Source organism: Pseudomonas sp. NPDC087336 (assembly GCF_044744285.1).
Taxonomy (GTDB): domain Bacteria; phylum Pseudomonadota; class Gammaproteobacteria; order Pseudomonadales; family Pseudomonadaceae; genus Aquipseudomonas.
The window spans coordinates 14,182-30,994 of the sequence record NZ_JBIUYA010000042.1 but is presented as its reverse complement, the minus strand read 5'-3'; the positions used below and the strand labels follow the sequence as shown (position 1 = coordinate 30,994).

Annotated in this window: 17 protein-coding genes; 10 read left to right on the top strand and 7 right to left on the bottom strand. The window is 61.0% G+C overall.

The window, feature by feature from the left end; translation table 11 throughout:
- Positions 1-31 precede the first annotated feature (31 nt).
- The 6 genes from tusD to ACIO0C_RS28310 all read left to right on the top strand — a co-directional run bounded on the left by tusD (position 32) and on the right by ACIO0C_RS28310 (position 3,500).
- On the top strand, positions 32-424 hold the full coding sequence (gene tusD / locus ACIO0C_RS28335; RefSeq protein WP_008062056.1) for a sulfurtransferase complex subunit TusD: 393 nt from the start codon (positions 32-34) through the stop codon (positions 422-424).
- A gap of 1 nt (position 425) precedes the next feature.
- A complete protein-coding gene (tusC, locus tag ACIO0C_RS28330) occupies positions 426-788 on the top strand; it encodes a sulfurtransferase complex subunit TusC (RefSeq protein WP_401317329.1) in 363 nt (120 codons plus the stop codon).
- Positions 788-1,081 carry a sulfurtransferase complex subunit TusB gene (gene tusB / locus ACIO0C_RS28325; protein ID WP_401317327.1) on the top strand — a complete coding sequence of 98 codons (294 nt, stop codon included), beginning with the start codon at positions 788-790 and terminating at the stop codon, positions 1,079-1,081. Before tusC ends, tusB begins: the two co-directional genes overlap by 1 nt.
- Positions 1,078-1,413: a TusE/DsrC/DsvC family sulfur relay protein gene (locus ACIO0C_RS28320; protein ID WP_008062047.1), complete on the top strand. Its 336-nt coding sequence runs from the start codon at positions 1,078-1,080 to the stop codon at positions 1,411-1,413. Before tusB ends, ACIO0C_RS28320 begins: the two co-directional genes overlap by 4 nt.
- Positions 1,410-2,411, top strand: a complete 1,002-nt coding sequence (locus tag ACIO0C_RS28315; protein WP_401317324.1) for a glycosyl transferase family protein — start codon at positions 1,410-1,412, stop codon at positions 2,409-2,411. The genes ACIO0C_RS28320 and ACIO0C_RS28315 overlap by 4 nt, the downstream gene beginning before the upstream one ends.
- A gap of 90 nt (positions 2,412-2,501) precedes the next feature.
- Positions 2,502-3,500, top strand: a complete 999-nt coding sequence (locus ACIO0C_RS28310; protein WP_401317322.1) for a glutathione S-transferase family protein — start codon at positions 2,502-2,504, stop codon at positions 3,498-3,500.
- Positions 3,501-3,633: 133 nt separating this feature from the next.
- On the opposite strand, the gene cysG is transcribed toward ACIO0C_RS28310, so the two are convergent.
- The 6 genes from cysG to ACIO0C_RS28280 form a co-directional block, all read right to left on the bottom strand.
- Positions 3,634-5,028 carry a siroheme synthase CysG gene (cysG, locus tag ACIO0C_RS28305; protein WP_401317320.1) on the bottom strand — a complete coding sequence of 465 codons (1,395 nt, stop codon included), beginning with the start codon at positions 5,026-5,028 and terminating at the stop codon, positions 3,634-3,636.
- Positions 5,029-6,309: a serine--tRNA ligase gene (serS, locus tag ACIO0C_RS28300; RefSeq protein ID WP_401317317.1), complete on the bottom strand. Its 1,281-nt coding sequence runs from the start codon at positions 6,307-6,309 to the stop codon at positions 5,029-5,031.
- A gap of 15 nt (positions 6,310-6,324) precedes the next feature.
- Positions 6,325-6,699, bottom strand: coding sequence for a fluoride efflux transporter CrcB (crcB, locus tag ACIO0C_RS28295; protein WP_008062037.1), 375 nt, complete (start codon positions 6,697-6,699; stop codon positions 6,325-6,327).
- Positions 6,699-8,021 carry a replication-associated recombination protein A gene (locus ACIO0C_RS28290; protein ID WP_401317315.1) on the bottom strand — a complete coding sequence of 441 codons (1,323 nt, stop codon included), beginning with the start codon at positions 8,019-8,021 and terminating at the stop codon, positions 6,699-6,701. Before ACIO0C_RS28290 ends, crcB begins: the two co-directional genes overlap by 1 nt.
- A 148-nt stretch (positions 8,022-8,169) precedes the next feature.
- Positions 8,170-8,793 carry an outer membrane lipoprotein chaperone LolA gene (gene lolA / locus ACIO0C_RS28285; RefSeq protein ID WP_401317313.1) on the bottom strand — a complete coding sequence of 208 codons (624 nt, stop codon included), beginning with the start codon at positions 8,791-8,793 and terminating at the stop codon, positions 8,170-8,172.
- 68 nt (positions 8,794-8,861) lie between these two features.
- Positions 8,862-11,303, bottom strand: coding sequence for a DNA translocase FtsK (locus tag ACIO0C_RS28280; protein ID WP_401317310.1), 2,442 nt, complete (start codon positions 11,301-11,303; stop codon positions 8,862-8,864).
- A gap of 272 nt (positions 11,304-11,575) precedes the next feature.
- On the opposite strand from ACIO0C_RS28280, the gene trxB reads away from it, so the two are divergent.
- The 4 genes from trxB to infA all read left to right on the top strand — a co-directional run bounded on the left by trxB (position 11,576) and on the right by infA (position 14,374).
- The gene (gene trxB, locus ACIO0C_RS28275; protein WP_401317308.1) at positions 11,576-12,535 is read left to right on the top strand and encodes a thioredoxin-disulfide reductase; all 960 of its coding nucleotides are present in this window, start codon (positions 11,576-11,578) and stop codon (positions 12,533-12,535) included.
- A gap of 63 nt (positions 12,536-12,598) precedes the next feature.
- Positions 12,599-13,279: a leucyl/phenylalanyl-tRNA--protein transferase gene (aat, locus tag ACIO0C_RS28270; protein WP_401317305.1), complete on the top strand. Its 681-nt coding sequence runs from the start codon at positions 12,599-12,601 to the stop codon at positions 13,277-13,279.
- Positions 13,280-13,336: 57 nt separating this feature from the next.
- Positions 13,337-14,044 (top strand): arginyltransferase, encoded by a 708-nt coding sequence (locus ACIO0C_RS28265; protein WP_008062021.1) that lies wholly within the window; start codon positions 13,337-13,339, stop codon positions 14,042-14,044.
- Positions 14,045-14,155: 111 nt separating this feature from the next.
- On the top strand, positions 14,156-14,374 hold the full coding sequence (infA, locus tag ACIO0C_RS28260) for a translation initiation factor IF-1 (RefSeq protein ID WP_002553999.1): 219 nt from the start codon (positions 14,156-14,158) through the stop codon (positions 14,372-14,374).
- Between the two features lie 138 nt (positions 14,375-14,512).
- Here the strand turns inward: infA and clpA are convergent, their stop codons facing one another.
- Positions 14,513-16,783: an ATP-dependent Clp protease ATP-binding subunit ClpA gene (gene clpA, locus ACIO0C_RS28255; protein WP_401317302.1), complete on the bottom strand. Its 2,271-nt coding sequence runs from the start codon at positions 16,781-16,783 to the stop codon at positions 14,513-14,515.
- Positions 16,784-16,813: the final 30 nt, after the last annotated feature.

Sequence of the window (16,813 nt, the reverse complement as noted above, 5' to 3'; positions counted from 1 at the left end):
CATGGCCGCAGTTTCGCTGATCGAGTTCGCCATGAAGTTCGCCATCGCCGTATTTTCCGCCGCCCATGCGCCCTCCTCGCGCCGCGCCTTGCTGTTCGCCCAGGCGCTGCTCGCCGGTGGGCATGAGATCGTCCGGCTGTTTTTCTACCAGGATGGCGTGTACAACGCCTCCAGCAGCGTGGTCACGCCCCAGGACGAGCTGGATGTGCCCAAACAATGGCGCACCTTCGTCGGCGAAAACCAACTCGATGGCGTGGTGTGCATCGCCGCCGCCTTGCGCCGTGGGGTGTTGAACGAGGAAGAAGCCAAGCGCTACCAGCGCGAGGCTGTCGCCGTCGGCGCGCCGTGGGAATTGTCCGGGCTCGGCCAGTTGCATGACGCGGTGCAAGACGCGGACCGCCTGATCTGCTTCGGAGGTGCGTGAAATGGCCAAATCCTTGCTGATCATCAGCCGCCAGTCGCCCTGGTCCGGTCCGGGTGCGCGGGAAGCGCTGGACATCGTCCTGGCGGGCGGTGCCTTTGATCTGCCGATCGGCCTGCTGTTCCTCGACGACGGCGTGTTCCAGCTCGCTACCCGTCAGAACGCCAAGGCACTGCAACAGAAGGACCTGAGCGCCAACCTGCAGGCACTGCCGATGTTCGGCGTCGAAGAGCTGTTTGTCTGTGCCGACAGCGCCGCCGAACGTGGCCTGGACCAAGGCGCCCTGTCGCTTGCGGAAGCCCGCGTGTTGGCCGCCCACGAAATCACTGCACTCATTGACCGTTACGACCAGGTGATCACCCTCTGATGTCGACTTTGCATGTGTTGTCTCATTCTCCGTTCGGCGACGACCGCCTGAACAGTTGCCTGCGCGTGATCGGTACTCACGACGCGCTGCTGCTGTGCGGTGACGCGGCCTATGCCCTGCAGCCGGGCACCGCACCTTTCACCGCGCTGAATACGCGCGGCCTGACCCTCTACGTTCTGGCCGAAGATGCCCAGGCCCGGGCTATCGATGTTCCGGACTGGGCAACGGCTGTCGATTATCCGGCCTTCGTCGAACTATCGATCCACCACGACAAGGTCAACAGCTGGCTATGAATGTATTGACGGTCGGCGCACGCGCCATCGAGCTGGACAAGGACGGTTTTCTGCTGGAGCTCAGTGACTGGTCGGCGGACGTCGCCAGTGCGCTGGCCGCCGCCGAGGACATCGAGTTGAGCCCCGAGCACTGGGAAATCCTCGAACTGCTGCGCAGCTTCTACGCTGAATTCCAGTTGTCGCCGGCCACCCGGCCGCTGATCAAGTACACCGCATTGAAACTCGGCCCGGACAAAGGCAACAGCCTGCACCTGAACCGACTGTTCAAAGGCACCCCTGCCAAACTCGCCGCGAAACTGGCGGGCCTGCCCAAACCGACGAATTGCTTATGACCGACTACCCAGCGTTGACCCTCCAAACGCCTGCCGAGCACCCGTTCGCCCAATTCGTGCGCATCCTCGGCAAAGGCAAGCGTGGCGCCCGCGACCTGACGCGTGAAGAAGCCCGCGCCGCCATGGGCATGGTGCTCGACGACAAGGTCGAGGACACCCAGCTCGGCGCCTTCCTGATGCTGTTGCGCCACAAGGAAGAAAGCGCGCAGGAAATGGCCGGCTTTACCGAGGCCCTGCGCGAACGCTTGCAAGCGCCGGCATTGACGGTCGACCTCGACTGGCCGACCTATGCCGGCAAGAAGCGGCATCTGCCGTGGTACCTGCTGGCGGCCAAGTGCCTGGCGCAAAACGGCGTGCGGGTGTTCATGCACGGCGGCGGCGCGCACACCACAGGGAGGCTCTACAGTGAACAATTGCTCGATGAGCTGAACATCCCGTTGTGCCGCGACTGGCAGCAAGTGGGCGTGGCGCTGGACAACGGCGGCCTGGCCTTCATGCCGTTGGTGGACTGGGCGCCGCAACTGCAACGCATGATCGACCTGCGCAACACCCTCGGCCTGCGCTCGCCGATCCACTCGCTGGCGCGCATTCTCAACCCGCTGGGCGCCCGTTGCGGCTTGCAAAGCATCTTCCACCCCGGTTACCAGGCGGTGCATCGCGATGCCAGCGGCTTGCTTGGCGACACCGCGATCGTGGTCAAGGGCGATGGCGGCGAGATCGAGATCAACCCGGACGCCGACAGCCACTTGTACGGCACCACCGGCGGCGAGAGCTGGGATGAGGAGTGGCCGCAACTGTCGAGCCAGCGCCACGTCAAGCCCGCCAGCCTGGAACCTGCGCATCTCAAGGCCGTATGGCGCGGCGATGTGGTGGACAGCTACCCGCAAATGGCCCTGATCTCGACCATGGCCCTGGCGCTGCGCGGCCTCGGCCAGAGCCGCGAGCAGGCGTTCGAGACCGCCGAGAAATTCTGGGACGCGCGGGATAAATCGATTTAGTCGATTATAACCCGGCAAACTTTGCGCTATTTTATCGAACCTATCAGCATAGACTCTTCTCCAACGCTTATCGGTTGAGGAGTCTCGGACATGGGTTTGTTAGTTGAAGGTCGCTGGCAGGACAAATGGTACGAAAGCAAGGACGGCACGTTCCAGCGTGAACAGGCGCAGCGTCGTAACTGGGTCACCGCTGGCGGCCTACCCGGCCCCAGTGGCATCGGTGGTTTTGCCGCTACGCCTGGTCGCTATCACCTCTACGTGTCCCTCGCCTGTCCCTGGGCCCATCGCACGCTGATCCTGCGCAAACTCAAGGGCCTGGAAAGCCTGATCGATGTGTCGGTGGTCAGCTACCTGATGCTGGAGAACGGCTGGACGTTCGACAAGTCCCACGGCTCCACCGGCGACAAGCTCGATCACTTTGACTTCATGCACCAGCGCTACACCGCCGATACCACCGACTACTCCGGCCGCGTCACGGTGCCGGTGCTGTGGGACAAACATCAAAAGCGCATCGTCAACAATGAGTCGGCGGAAATCATCCGCATGTTCAATGGCGCCTTCGATGAGCTGACCGGCAATGACCTGGATTTCTATCCGGCACCGTTGCGCGGCGAGATTGACGCGCTGAACGAGCGGATCTATCCGGCAGTGAATAACGGCGTGTACCGCGCCGGGTTTGCCACCTCGCAATCCGCTTATGAAGAAGCCTTCGATGAACTGTTCGCAGAACTGGGTCGGCTGGAGCAGTTGTTAAGTGCCAACCGTTACCTGACCGGCGAGTACCTGACCGAAGCGGACATCCGCCTGTTCACCACGCTGATTCGTTTCGACGCGGTGTATTACGGTCACTTCAAGTGCAACCTGAAGCGTATTGCCGATTATCCGAACCTGTCGAACTGGTTGCGGGAGATCTATCAGTGGCCGGGGATTGCCGGGACGGTGGATTTCGAACACATCAAAAACCACTACTACGGCAGCCACAAGACCATCAACCCGACGGGGATCGTCCCCAAAGGGCCGCAGCAGGATTTCACCGCGGCCCATGATCGGGAGCGGTTGAGCGGGAAAGGGGTTTGGCGCAAAGCCTGAGTTTTGTGCAGGGTGTTAGAGCCTCATCGCTGGCAAGCCAGCTCCCACAGGTTCTTTGGTGAAGCTGCTATCTCAAGCATCACACAAATCCCTGTGGGAGCTGGCTTGCCAGCGATGGGTGTCACGCGCAGGCTCAGACTTGTGATTGAGCCCCTTCAAACCACGCCAGTTTCTCGCGCAGTTGCACCACTTCCCCAACGATCACCAGCGTCGGTGCATGCACTTCATGCTCCGCCACCAGCCGTGGCAAGTCCGCCAGCGTGCCGGTAAACACCCGCTGATTGACCGTGGTGCCCTGCTGGATCAACGCCGCCGGGGTATCGGCCCCGCGACCATGCTTGATCAACTGTTCGCAGATGCTCGGCAAGCCCACCAACCCCATGTAGAACACCAGGGTCTGCGCTGGCGCGACCAGGTCGGCCCAAGGCAGATCAGTGGAACCGTCCTTCAGGTGACCGGTAATGAACCGCACCGACTGCGCGTAATCACGGTGAGTCAGCGGAATTCCGGCATAGGCCGCGCAACCGCTGGCCGCCGTGATGCCCGGGACGACCTGGAACGGGATGCCATGGGCCGCCAGTTCTTCAATCTCTTCACCGCCACGGCCGAAGATGAACGGATCGCCGCCCTTCAACCGCACCACACGCTTGCCCTGCTTCGCCAGGTCGACCAATTGCTGGTTGATCTGGTCCTGTGGCACGGCGTGATCGGCGCGGCGCTTGCCAACGTAGACGCGCTCGGCATCGCGCCGGCACAACTCGAGAATCGCTGGCGCAACCAAGCGGTCGTACAGCACCACGTCGGCTTGCTGCATCAGGCGCAGGGCACGGAAAGTCAGCAGGTCCGGATCACCGGGACCTGCGCCCACCAGATACACCTCACCGGTGGCCACCGGCGCTTCTCCAGCGATTTTCGCCTGCAGCAAACGCTCGGCTTCACCACCCTGCCCGGCCAGTTGCCGGTCGGCAATCGGGCCCTGGAACACGTCTTCCCAGAACGCGCGGCGTTGCTGCACGTCCGGGAACAGCTTCTTCACCTGATGACGGAAACCCGCCGCCAGGCCAGCCAGTTGACCGTAGGTCGAAGGAATCCAGGTTTCGATCTTGGCGCGGATCAAACGTGCCAGCACCGGCGCATCGCCACCGCTGGACACGGCAATGATCAGCGGCGAACGGTCGACGATGGCCGGGAAGATCACGCTGCACAAGGCCGGCGCGTCCACCACATTGACCGGCACACAACGCCGGTGTGCATCAGCGGACACTTGAGCATTGAGCGCTTCGTCGTCGGTGGCGGCAATGATCAGCGCGCAACCGTCCAGATCCGCCTCGACGTAACCGCGCGTCAGGCACTCACCAGCGCTGGCGGTGACCAGTTCGCGCAGTTGCGTTTCGATTTCAGGTGCGACCACCCGCAGCAGCGCACCGGCGTCGGCCAGCAGGCGGGATTTGCGCAAGGCAATCTCCCCCCCACCGACGACCAACACACGACTGCCGCGAAGGTTATGGAACAGCGGCAGATAGTTCATTTAGCCGATGACCTCAAGGCCACCCATGTACGGCTTGAGCACCTCAGGCACACGGATCGAACCGTCGGCCTGCTGGTAGTTTTCCAGCACCGCCACCAGGGTACGACCGACCGCCAGGCCGGAACCGTTCAGGGTGTGCACCAGTTCCGGCTTGCCGGTTTCCGGGTTGCGGAAGCGCGCCTGCATGCGGCGGGCCTGGAAGTCGCCGCAGTTGGAGCACGACGAGATTTCGCGGTATTTGTCCTGGCTCGGAATCCACACTTCCAGGTCGTAGGTCTTGACCGCGCTGAAGCCCATGTCGCCGGTGCACAGGGCGATGGTACGGTAAGGCAATTCCAGCAGTTGCAGGACTTTCTCGGCGTTGGCGGTCAGGCCTTCCAGCGCTTGCATCGAAGTCGACGGCTCGACGATCTGCACCATCTCGACCTTGTCGAACTGGTGCTGGCGGATCATGCCACGGGTGTCGCGACCGGATGCACCGGCTTCACTGCGGAAGCAAGGCGTGTGGGCAACGAACTTGATCGGCAGCAGTTTCGAATCGACGATTTCGCCGGCGACGATGTTGGTCAGCGACACTTCGGCGGTCGGGATCAGGTACAGGTCGGCTTCGCCTTCGCGCGCGATCTTGAACAGGTCTTCTTCGAATTTCGGCAGCTGACCGGTGCCTTGCAGCGCCGGGGCCTGGACCAGATAAGGCGTGTAAGCCTCTTCGTAGCCGTGCTCGGTGACGTGCAGGTTGATCATGAACTGCGCCAGGGCGCGGTGCAGGCGGGCGATCGGGCCGCGCAGCAAGGCGAATCGGGCGCCGGACAACTTGGCGGCGGTTTCGAAATCCAGCCAGCCGAATTTTTCGCCCAAGGCAACGTGGTCCTGCACCGGGAAATCGAATGCGGTCGGCGTGCCCCAGCGGCGCACTTCGACGTTGCCGTCTTCGTCGTCGCCGATCGGCACCGATTCGTGCGGCAGGTTGGGGATACCCAGCACGATCGAGTCCAGCTCGGTCTGGATCGCGTCCAGCTCGGTTTTACCGGCACCCAATTCGCCCGCCATGCGCTCGACGTCGGCCATCAACGGCGCGATGTCTTCGCCGCGCTGCTTGGCCTGACCGATGGATTTGGAGCGCGCGTTACGTTCAGCCTGCAGGGCTTCGGTGCGGGTCTGGACGGTCTTGCGCTGTTCTTCCAGCGCTTCGATGCGCGCGACATCCAGGGTAAAGCCACGGGATGCCAGGCGGTCCGCTACGTCCTGAAGGTTGCTACGTAACAGTTTGGAATCGAGCATGTCGGTCTCTCGTTATCAAAGTTTGGTCAAGGACAGGCCAGCCCAGGTGGCGAGCAGCCCGCCGAATACGCTGATGGCAGCATAGCCCAGGGCCAGCGGTACCTGCCCGCTTTCCAGCAGGCGCACCGTATCCAGTGAAAAGGATGAAAAAGTCGTCAGCCCTCCGAGGAAGCCGACGATCAACCCGGCGCGCACCTCGATCGGCACCTCCGGGCGTAGCAAAAACAGACCGTATAAAACGCCGATCAGCAAACAGCCGACGATATTAACGGCCAGCGTCGCGGTATAGAAGTGCCGCGGCCAATTAGCGTTGATCCAGTTACCCGTGGCAAAGCGTAGCAAGGTGCCGGCCACACCGCCGGCGGAAACCGCAAGGATCAAGGGAAGCACTATTTTCTCCGCTGCCGGGGGCTCAAACGGTCCAGTTTCGCCAGGTGATTGAGCTTTTCGCCAATCTTCAGCTCCAGGCCACGGGGCACCGGCTGATAGAACGGGATAGGGTCGAGCTCTTCCGGGAAGTAATCTTCCCCGGCGGCGTAGGCATCGGGCTCGTCGTGGGCATAACGGTATTCGTCGCCGTAGCCGAGCTGCTTCATCAGCTTGGTCGGCGCATTGCGCAGGTGCAGCGGCACTTCCAGGGAACCGTGCTCGGCAGCGGCACGCAGGGCGGTCTTGAAGCCCATGTACACCGCGTTGCTTTTCGGCGCGCAAGCCAGGTAGGTGATGGCCTGCGCCACCGCCAGCTCGCCTTCGGGGCTGCCGAGGCGCTCCTGCACTTCCCACGCCGCCAGGCACAGGCTCAGCGCGCGCGGGTCGGCATTGCCAATGTCTTCGCTGGCCATGCGCACCACACGCCGAGCCAGGTACAGTGGATCGCAACCGCCATCGATCATGCGCGCGAACCAGTACAACGCACCGTCGGGGTTGGAGCCGCGCACGGACTTGTGTAGCGCGGAGATCTGGTCGTAGAAAGCTTCGCCACCCTTGTCGAAACGCCGACGGGTATCACCGAGCAAGCTTTGCAGCAGGTCGATGCCGATCTCGCTGTTGTCTTCAGCCAGGTCCGAGGCGTTTTCCAGCAGATTGAGCAAGCGCCGGCCATCACCATCGGCGGCCGACAGCAGTATCTGGAAGCCTGCGTCGCTGAGGGTCAGGTTGCGCTTGCCCAGGCCGCGCTCTTCGGTCAGCGCGCGGTGCACCAGTTTACGCAACGCGCTTTCGTCGAGGCTTTTGAGCACATAGACCCGCGCACGGGACAGCAAGGCGTTGTTGAGTTCGAAGGAGGGATTTTCCGTGGTCGCGCCGATGAAAATCAGCGTGCCGTCCTCGACATACGGCAGGAACGCATCCTGCTGGGACTTGTTGAAGCGGTGCACTTCATCAACGAACAGAATCGTCCGTCGACCGTACTGGGCCGCCTGCTGCTTGGCGATTTCCACCGCCTGACGGATTTCCTTCACCCCGGCGAGCACCGCCGACACCGTTTCGAAGTGCGCCTCCGAGACTTCCGCGAGCAACCGCGCCAGGGTGGTCTTGCCCACTCCGGGCGGCCCCCAGAAAATCATCGAATGCAGGGCACCCTGCTCCAGCGCTTCGCGCAAGGGCTTGCCGCGAGCGAGCACGTGTTCCTGACCGACATACTCGTCCAGGTTGGTCGCGCGCAGGCGGGCGGCCAATGGTTGAGCGATCGGGGTGCTGCGAAACAGGTCCATGGTTACGGGTGAAACCTCACGTGGTTCTAACTCCTGTAGGAGCGAGCTTGCTCGCGATTAACTCAAGGACAAAGCGTAAAGCCAGGATGCACGCGTTATCGTTAACGTCCATCGCGAGCAAGCTCGCTCCTACACCAGGTTCTGCGTTTTACTCCTGGATCACGTCCGCACCCTTGGGAATGTCGAACTTGAATTTGGAGGCCGGGATCGGCTCGTTGGCCTTCACCCCGGTGAACAGGATATTGGTGCGCTGGCCGACACTGTCAATCAGCTGCATGTCATTGACCAGGCCATTGCGGAACGACAGGCGCAGGCTGTCGAACAGGGTGTCCTTGGTTTTCGGCTTCAAGGTGAAGTCGATCACGCCACCGGCTTCCTTGGCGCTGATGTCGAAGCTCTGGCTGATCTTCGACACGTCACCGGACAGCAGCAGCGCTGGCGTCTGGGTCAGGCGCTGATCGAGGTTCTTGATGGTGACCTGCTCCAGGTCCGGGTCCCACAGGGTGACTTTTTTACCATCGGAGACCATGGTCTGCTCGGCAGGTGCATCGGTGTGCCAATAGAACAGGCCCGGACGCTGCAGCGACATCTGGCCGGCGGTTTCCTGCAACTGGGTACCGGTGCCATCCAGGGTCAGCTGGGAGAAACGCGCGGTCAGGGTCTGGGATTTTTCCAGCAATTGGGTCAGGCGTGCCACGTCCTTGTCATCGGCGTGGGCCGAAAGCGTGCTCAAAGCCAGTACCGGCAGCAACAGCATGCGGATCAGACGCATGGGAGTCCTCATAACATTCGTGGGAGTGCGGGCGGCGCCTGAGGGCGCCGCCCCTTTTCAGTATCGGGTCAGTCGCGTACCGGGCCAGGGGCCAGAACTTCACGCGAACCGTTGGTATTCATGGACGTCACGACCCCGGCCATTTCCATGGCCTCGATCATGCGTGCGGCGCGGTTGTAGCCGATCTTCAGCTTGCGCTGAACCGCGGAGATGGACGCACGACGGCTTTCCAGGACGAACTGCACCGCTTCGTCATACAGCGCGTCGGCCTCTGGATCGTCGCCATCGCCGCCACCGCTGCTGCCTTCAAAGCCGCTGCCGGCCTCTTCGACACCGTTGAGGATGTCGTCGTTGTATTCCGGCGCACCGCGCAGTTTCCAAGCCTCGACCACGCGGTGAACCTCATCGTCGGACACGAACGCGCCGTGAACCCGGATCGGCAGGCTGGTACCCGGCGGCATGTACAACATGTCACCGTGACCCAGCAGTTGCTCGGCACCGCCCTGGTCGATGATGGTCCGCGAGTCGATCTTGCTCGACACCTGGAACGCCATACGGGTCGGGATGTTGGCCTTGATCAGACCGGTGATCACGTCCACCGACGGACGCTGGGTCGCGAGAATCAGGTGGATGCCCGCCGCCCGCGCCTTCTGGGCGATACGGGCGATCAGTTCTTCAACCTTCTTGCCGACGATCATCATCATGTCGGCGAATTCGTCGACAACCACCACGATGGTCGGCAGCTTCTGCAGCAATGGCGCTTCGTCGTGGATGCTTTCGCGCTTGTACAACGGATCGCTCAACGGCTCGCCAGCGTCTTGCGCTTCCTTGACCTTGGCGTTGAAGCCGGACAGGTTACGCACCCCCATCTTCGCCATCAGCTTGTAGCGCCGCTCCATCTCGGCGACGCTCCAGCGCAAGGCGTTGGCGGCGTCCTTCATGTCGGTGACCACTGGGCACAGCAGGTGCGGAATGCCTTCGTAGATCGACAGTTCGAGCATTTTCGGGTCGATCATGATCAGCTTGGCGTCATCCGGGCCGGACTTGAACAGGATCGACAGGATCATCGCGTTCACCCCCACCGACTTACCGGAACCGGTGGTACCGGCCACCAGCAGGTGCGGCATCTTCGCCAGGTCAGTGATCACCGGCTTGCCGCCAATGTCATGGCCCAGGGCCAGGGTGACCGGCGACTTGAAGTTGTCGTACTCGGGGGTCGACAGCACTTCGGAGAAGCGCACGATCTGCCGGTCTTCGTTGGGAATCTCGATACCGACCGTGGTCTTGCCCGGAATCACTTCCACCACACGTACGCTGGTCACGGCCAGGGAACGCGCCAGGTCTTTCGCCAGGTTGGAGATACGGCTGACCTTGACCCCGGCCGCTGGCTGGATCTCGTAACGGGTAATCACCGGACCCGGGTGAATCGAATCCACGGTCACTTCGACGCCGAATTCCTTGAGCTTGATTTCCAGCAAGTGGCCGACGGCCGCCAGGGATTCGGGCGAGTAATTGAGTTGTTTCTTTTCCGCCGGGTCGAGAATCGAGATCGGTGGCAAGGTGCCTTCCACGGCGCTGTCGACGAACAACGGCGCCTGTTTTTCTTTTTCCACGCGCTTGCTCGGCGCTGGCGGCTTGGGTGGCGCCGGGGCGATCACCGGTGGCACCTGCTTCTCGCGCTCGGACATGTGCTTGCTCAGGGCCTGCTCGCGCTCGATCAGGCGTTCCTTGACCTTGGCCTGTTCACGCTTGTCGGTGACGGTCGGCGCGACCACCTCGTGCACGCGCTCATCGACTTCACGCAGCTGCGCCACCAGTTGCTTGCGCTCGGTACGGGCCGCCCACCAGCGATTGGCGGCGCCCTGGAACAACTCGAACAGATCGAGGGTGATCTTGCCGGTAACGTCCATCACCTTGAACCATGACAGGTCCGTGAACACCGTGAGACCGAACAGGAACAAGGCGATGAACAGCAGCGTGCTGCCCTGGATGTTCAGCGCGTTCTTCGCCAGGTCGCCAAGGCTCTCGCCCAGCGCCCCGCCGGCGCCGGCCGGCAGACCGGTCGCGGCATGGAAATGGATGTGCGCCAGCGCGGCGCCGGACAACACCAGGAACACCAGGCCGATCAGGCGCCAGGAAAACAACCAGCCGCTCCACTCCCACGGCTCGTGGCGTTGGCGGAAGATCTGATAGGCCTTGATCGCCAGCAACAGCGGGAAGATATAGGCAAAGTAACCCAGCACCATGAACAGGATATCGGCGCTGTAGGAGCCCGCCGGGCCGCCGAAGTTCTGAACGTCGTCGATCTTGCTGTTATGACTCCAGCCCGGATCGTCCTTGCCATAGGTCAGCAAGGCCATCATCAGGAACAGGCACAACGCACCGATGGCGATCAATGCACCTTCCTTGAGGCGGTAGTGCAGGTGTTGACGCCAGAGTGGAACGACTGTTTTGGGTGCTGCGGTGGATTTCTTCAAAACCTGTTTTTCCTGCGCCAACGGCGCGTCCATCTGTTGAATGACTATAAAACTGCCCAATCCAGGCAGGTAAAAAAGTTAACAGGTGTAACCGGGACTACTTTTAACACTGCGCATCGGTTTTCATAAACACGAAACGCGATGCCTATTTTGTTACAAACACTGTTACAGCCAGGCATTGTACGGGTTTGTACGTGCGATGCCATGCTGGCAACTCTTGGGTGTAGCATAGTCAACAGCACATTACGTGCGACTCAATTTGAGCACGCATTCTCTTTTGTGACAAAGGCTTATGAGGTGTTTTTATGAGTGTAGCGAAGCATTCCCGCCTGATCATCCTCGGTTCCGGCCCCGCGGGTTACAGCGCAGCCGTGTATGCCGCTCGCGCCAACCTCAAGCCTGTTGTCATTACCGGCATACAGGCAGGTGGCCAGCTCACCACCACCGTGGAAGTCGATAACTGGCCAGGCGATGTCGAAGGCCTGACCGGCCCGGTCCTGATGGAGCGCATGCAAAAACACGCCGAGCGCTTTGCCACCGAGATTGTTTACGACCATATCCATACCGCCAAGTTGCAACAGCGCCCCTTCGAACTCATCGGTGACAGCGGCACTTACACTTGCGACGCACTGATTATCGCCACTGGCGCCTCGGCACAGTACCTGGGCCTGCCCTCGGAAGAGGCATTTGCCGGCAAAGGGGTTTCAGCCTGCGCGACTTGCGACGGCTTCTTCTATCGCAACCAGGTGGTCGCGGTGGTGGGCGGTGGCAATACCGCCGTTGAAGAAGCGCTCTACCTGTCGAACATTGCCAGCGAAGTCCATCTGATCCACCGTCGCGACAAATTGCGTTCGGAAAAGATTCTTCAGGACAAACTCTTTGAAAAAGCCGCCAAGGGCAATATTCGCCTGCACTGGAACCAGAATCTGGACGAGGTGCTGGGCGACGCCAGCGGCGTGACCGGCGCACGCCTGCGCGACAGCCATAGCGGTGCAATCACCGAGCTTGCGCTGACCGGCGTGTTCATCGCCATCGGTCACAAGCCCAATACCGACCTGTTCACCGGTCAACTGGAAATGCGTGACGGCTATCTGCTGGTCAACGGTGGCAGCGAAGGCAATGCTACGGCCACCGCCATCGAAGGCGTGTTTGCCGCGGGTGACGTCGCCGATCACGTCTATCGCCAGGCGGTCACCTCCGCCGGCGCCGGCTGCATGGCCGCCCTGGACGCGGAAAAATACCTCGACGACATTCCCGCCGTTTGACGGCACACTTCACGGCGGGCCCGACGCCCGCCATCGCCCTCCCCTTCTGTAAGCCCTGACGCCATGCTGACCTGGTTACAACGCAACACCCTGACGTTCCCGGCCCTGGAAAAGGCCATGCGCGATCCCAATGGATTGCTGGCGGCCGGTGGCGACCTGTCCGCCGATCGACTGATCCAGGCCTACCGCCATGGCTGTTTCCCCTGGTTTTCCGAAGGCCAGCCGATTCTCTGGTGGTCGCCGGACCCTCGCACCGTGCTGTTTCCCGATGAACTGCACGTGTCCCGCAGCCTGAACAAACTGCTGCGCCAACAACGCTACCAGGTGACCTTCGACCAGGACTTTGCCGCGGTCATCCGCGCCTGCGCCGCTCCCCGGGAATATGCGGACGGCACCTGGATCACCGAAGCCATGCAGGATGCCTATATCGAACTGCACAAACGCGGCCATGCACATTCGGTGGAGGTCTGGGACCAGGATGAACTGGTGGGCGGGCTGTATGGCCTGGCGATGGGCCAGCTGTTTTTCGGCGAATCCATGTTCAGCCTGGCCGACAACGCCTCGAAATTTGGCTTTGCCACACTGGTGCGACATCTGAAAGACTCGGGTTTCGTACTCATCGACTGCCAGATGCCCACCGATCATTTGCACAGCCTGGGTGCGCGGGCCATTGCGCGCCGTGAGTTTGCCGACTACCTGGCGCGGCATCTGGACCAACCCAATCGCGCAACCTGGGTTTGCTGAGCGACTTTTGCGTGTGTGGCTTACACTTAATCCAAAGCACTATCCCGAGGGTTGATCATGACCGAGTTGGCGCGCTTGAAGTTTTATGCCACTCAACCCCACTCCTGCAGCTATCTGCCCGAGGAGCAGGCCACGACCCTGTTTCTCGACCCTAGCCAGCCCATGGATGTGCACGTGTATGCAGATCTGTCTGAAATGGGTTTTCGGCGCAGCGGCGACCATCTGTACCGCCCGCATTGCCAGAATTGCAATGCGTGCGTACCGGCGCGCATTCCTGTAGGGCAATTCACACCCAATCGTCAGCAGAAACGCATTTTCAAGCGCAACGCCGACTTGCAGGTGCGCCCCGCCAAGCCAGGCTTCAGCGAAGAATATTTCGACCTTTATCAGCGCTACATCGAAGAACGCCATGCCGATGGCGACATGTACCCACCCAGCCGCGATCAGTTTTCCACCTTCCTGGTCCGCGACCTGCCTTTTTCGCGGTTCTACGAATTTCGCCTTGAGGGTCGACTGCTGGCCATCGCCGTCACCGATCTTCTGCCGAACGGTCTGTCGGCGGTCTACACCTTCTATGAGCCTGCCGAAGAGCGCCGCAGCCTGGGGCGCTACGCCATCCTCTGGCAAATCGCCGAAGCCCGGCGGCTGGGGCTGGACGCGGTTTACCTGGGCTACTGGATCAAGAACTGCAAAAAAATGAGCTACAAGACGCAGTATCGCCCCATCGAACTGTTGATAAACCAGCGCTGGGTCGTTCTGAACTAGAGCAAGCCCTAAACCCCTTGGCTTAAACACCACTTTTCGGGCACAATGCACGCCGCTTTTGCCTGGCGCAGTTGCACCGGGCCATTCATTGGACACCGAGGGCTTTACTGCATGTCGAAAGAAGACAGCTTCGAAATGGAAGGCACTGTCGTCGACACCCTGCCCAACACCATGTTTCGTGTGGAGTTGGAAAATGGGCACGTCGTAACCGCGCATATTTCCGGCAAGATGCGCAAGAACTACATTCGTATTCTTACCGGTGACAAAGTGCGCGTCGAGCTGACGCCCTATGACTTGAGCAAAGGGCGCATCACTTACCGCGCTCGCTAATCAGGTCAATACAAGACGCCCGGCTTATGCCGGGCGTTTTTGTTTGCCTGCGACGCCGATCGTTCCCACGCTCTGCGCGGGAACGATCAAGACAACAAAAAGGCGCCTCTCGGCGCCTTTTTGTTTTGCTTGCGAACGTCAGGCCATTTCAGCCGTAGTCTCGAACTCGAAGGTCAGCTCGCCATCCTTGATGTCGATGTGCACCACACCGCCATGTTCGGCCAGTTCGCCAAAGAGGATCTCCTCCGCCAGTGGACGCTTGATCTTGTCCTGGATGAGTCGCGCCATGGGACGCGCGCCCATCGCCGAGTCGTAACCACCGGCCGCCAGCCAGCTGCGGGCGGCATCGGTGACTTCCAGCAAGACACGTTTGTCTTCCAGCTGCGCCTGAAGTTCGGTAAGGAACTTGTCCACCACGCTCTTGATGACCTCATGACTGAGGCGACCAAACTGGATGATGGTGTCCAGACGGTTGCGGAACTCTGGGGTGAAGCTCTTCTTGATCACTTCCATCGCATCGGACGAGTGGTCCTGATGGGTGAAACCGATCGAAGCACGGGCTGCGGTTTCGGCACCGGCGTTGGTCGTCATGATGACGATCACGTTACGGAAGTCGGCCTTGCGCCCATTGTTATCGGTCAGCGTCCCGTGGTCCATGACCTGCAGCAGCAGGTTGAAGACTTCCGGATGCGCCTTCTCGATTTCATCGAGCAACAACACGCAGTGTGGCTGCTTGGTGATGGCTTCGGTCAGCAGACCGCCCTGATCGAACCCGACATAGCCTGGAGGCGCACCGATCAGACGCGATACGGTGTGGCGCTCCATGTACTCGGACATGTCGAAGCGAATCAATTCCACACCCAGCGCCTTGGCCAGCTGACGTGCCGCTTCGGTTTTACCGACACCGGTAGGACCTGCGAACAGGAACGAACCGACTGGCTTGTCAGGCGACTTGAGGCCGGCACGGGACAGCTTGATCGCGGTCGCCAGCGAATCGATCGCCGCATCCTGACCAAACACCGTCAGCTTCAGGTCACGCTCAAGGTTACGCAGCAGCTCTTTGTCGGAGCTGGTGACGTGTTTTGGCGGAATCCGCGCGATTTTCGCGACGATATCCTCGACTTGAGGCACTTCGATGCGTTTCACCCGTTTTTCCACCGGCTGCAGGCGCTGGAAGGCACCCGCTTCGTCGATGACGTCGATGGCTTTGTCCGGCATGTGCCGGTCATTGATGTAGCGCGAAGCCAGTTCGGCAGCGGCGCGCAGGGCCTCATCACTGTATTCGATATTGTGATGGGTCTCGAAACGCCCCTTCAGGCCGCGCAGGATACCGATGGTGTCTTCCACCGAAGGCTCCGACACATCAACCTTCTGGAAGCGCCGGGCCAGGGCTCGGTCCTTCTCGAAGATCCCGCGGAATTCCTGGAAGGTGGTCGAACCGATGCAGCGGATATCACCGGACGACAGCAGCGGCTTGAGCAGGTTCGAGGCATCCATGACGCCACCGGACGCGGCACCCGCACCGATGATGGTGTGGATTTCGTCGATGAACAGGATCGCCTGCGGACGTTTTTTCAGCTCATTGAGCAACGCCTTGAAGCGCTTCTCGAAATCGCCGCGGTATTTGGTCCCGGCCAGCAACGCCCCCAGATCAAGGGAGTAAACCACGCTGTTGGCCAGCAGGTCCGGCACCTGGTTGTCGACAATGCGCTTGGCCAGGCCTTCGGCAATCGCGGTTTTACCCACGCCTGCCTCGCCCACCAGCAACGGATTGTTCTTGCGACGACGCGCCAGGATCTGGGCGACGCGCTCGACCTCCAGCTCACGGCCTACCAATGGATCGATTCGACCCTGGCGCGCGAGTTCATTAAGGTTGCTGGCATAAGCATCCAGTGGATTGCCTGAAGATGAAGACTCACCGCCCTCGTCGTCCTGCATATCTTGCTCACCCTCAGAGTGATCGCCGTGCCCTGGCACCTTGGAAATGCCGTGGGCGATGTAGTTGACGACATCGATACGGGCAACGCTCTGCTGTTTCAGCAGGAACACTGCCTGACTCTCTTGCTCACTGAAGATCGCGACCAGCACGTTGGCGCCAGTCACTTCGCGTTTGCCCGAGCTCTGTACGTGAAACACAGCACGCTGCAGTACACGCTGGAAGCCCAGGGTTGGCTGGGTTTCGCGATCCTCGTCATGCACGGGGATCAACGGCGTGGTGGAGTCGATGAACTCCTGCAGGTCATGCTTGAGTTTGTCGAGGTTCGCGCCGCACGCACGCAAAACGGTGGCGGCAGCCTCATTGTCCAATAGGGCCAGCAGAAGATGTTCGACGGTCATGAATTCATGACGCTTCGAACGAGCCTCCTTGAAGGCAAGATTGAGGGTGACTTCGAGCTCGCGGTTTAACATAGCTTCACCTCATACCCAAGTGGTCGGCGA

Excerpts from the sequence above, each read along its gene's own strand:
- tusD (WP_008062056.1), top strand. The coding sequence starts at position 32 with ATGAAGTTCGCCATCGCCGTATTTTCCGCCGCCCATGCGCCCTCCTCG.
- cysG (WP_401317320.1), bottom strand. The coding sequence starts at position 5,028 with ATGAACTATCTGCCGCTGTTCCATAACCTTCGCGGCAGTCGTGTGTTG.
- ACIO0C_RS28280 (WP_401317310.1), bottom strand. The coding sequence starts at position 11,303 with ATGGACGCGCCGTTGGCGCAGGAAAAACAGGTTTTGAAGAAATCCACC.
- tusC (WP_401317329.1), top strand. The coding sequence starts at position 426 with ATGGCCAAATCCTTGCTGATCATCAGCCGCCAGTCGCCCTGGTCCGGT.
- serS (WP_401317317.1), bottom strand. The coding sequence starts at position 6,309 with ATGCTCGATTCCAAACTGTTACGTAGCAACCTTCAGGACGTAGCGGAC.
- tusB (WP_401317327.1), top strand. The coding sequence starts at position 788 with ATGTCGACTTTGCATGTGTTGTCTCATTCTCCGTTCGGCGACGACCGC.
- ACIO0C_RS28315 (WP_401317324.1), top strand. The coding sequence starts at position 1,410 with ATGACCGACTACCCAGCGTTGACCCTCCAAACGCCTGCCGAGCACCCG.
- ACIO0C_RS28265 (WP_008062021.1), top strand. The coding sequence starts at position 13,337 with ATGACCGAGTTGGCGCGCTTGAAGTTTTATGCCACTCAACCCCACTCC.
- infA (WP_002553999.1), top strand. The coding sequence starts at position 14,156 with ATGTCGAAAGAAGACAGCTTCGAAATGGAAGGCACTGTCGTCGACACC.
- aat (WP_401317305.1), top strand. The coding sequence starts at position 12,599 with ATGCTGACCTGGTTACAACGCAACACCCTGACGTTCCCGGCCCTGGAA.
- trxB (WP_401317308.1), top strand. The coding sequence starts at position 11,576 with ATGAGTGTAGCGAAGCATTCCCGCCTGATCATCCTCGGTTCCGGCCCC.
- ACIO0C_RS28320 (WP_008062047.1), top strand. The coding sequence starts at position 1,078 with ATGAATGTATTGACGGTCGGCGCACGCGCCATCGAGCTGGACAAGGAC.
- lolA (WP_401317313.1), bottom strand. The coding sequence starts at position 8,793 with ATGCGTCTGATCCGCATGCTGTTGCTGCCGGTACTGGCTTTGAGCACG.
- clpA (WP_401317302.1), bottom strand. The coding sequence starts at position 16,783 with ATGTTAAACCGCGAGCTCGAAGTCACCCTCAATCTTGCCTTCAAGGAG.
- ACIO0C_RS28290 (WP_401317315.1), bottom strand. The coding sequence starts at position 8,021 with ATGGACCTGTTTCGCAGCACCCCGATCGCTCAACCATTGGCCGCCCGC.
- ACIO0C_RS28310 (WP_401317322.1), top strand. The coding sequence starts at position 2,502 with ATGGGTTTGTTAGTTGAAGGTCGCTGGCAGGACAAATGGTACGAAAGC.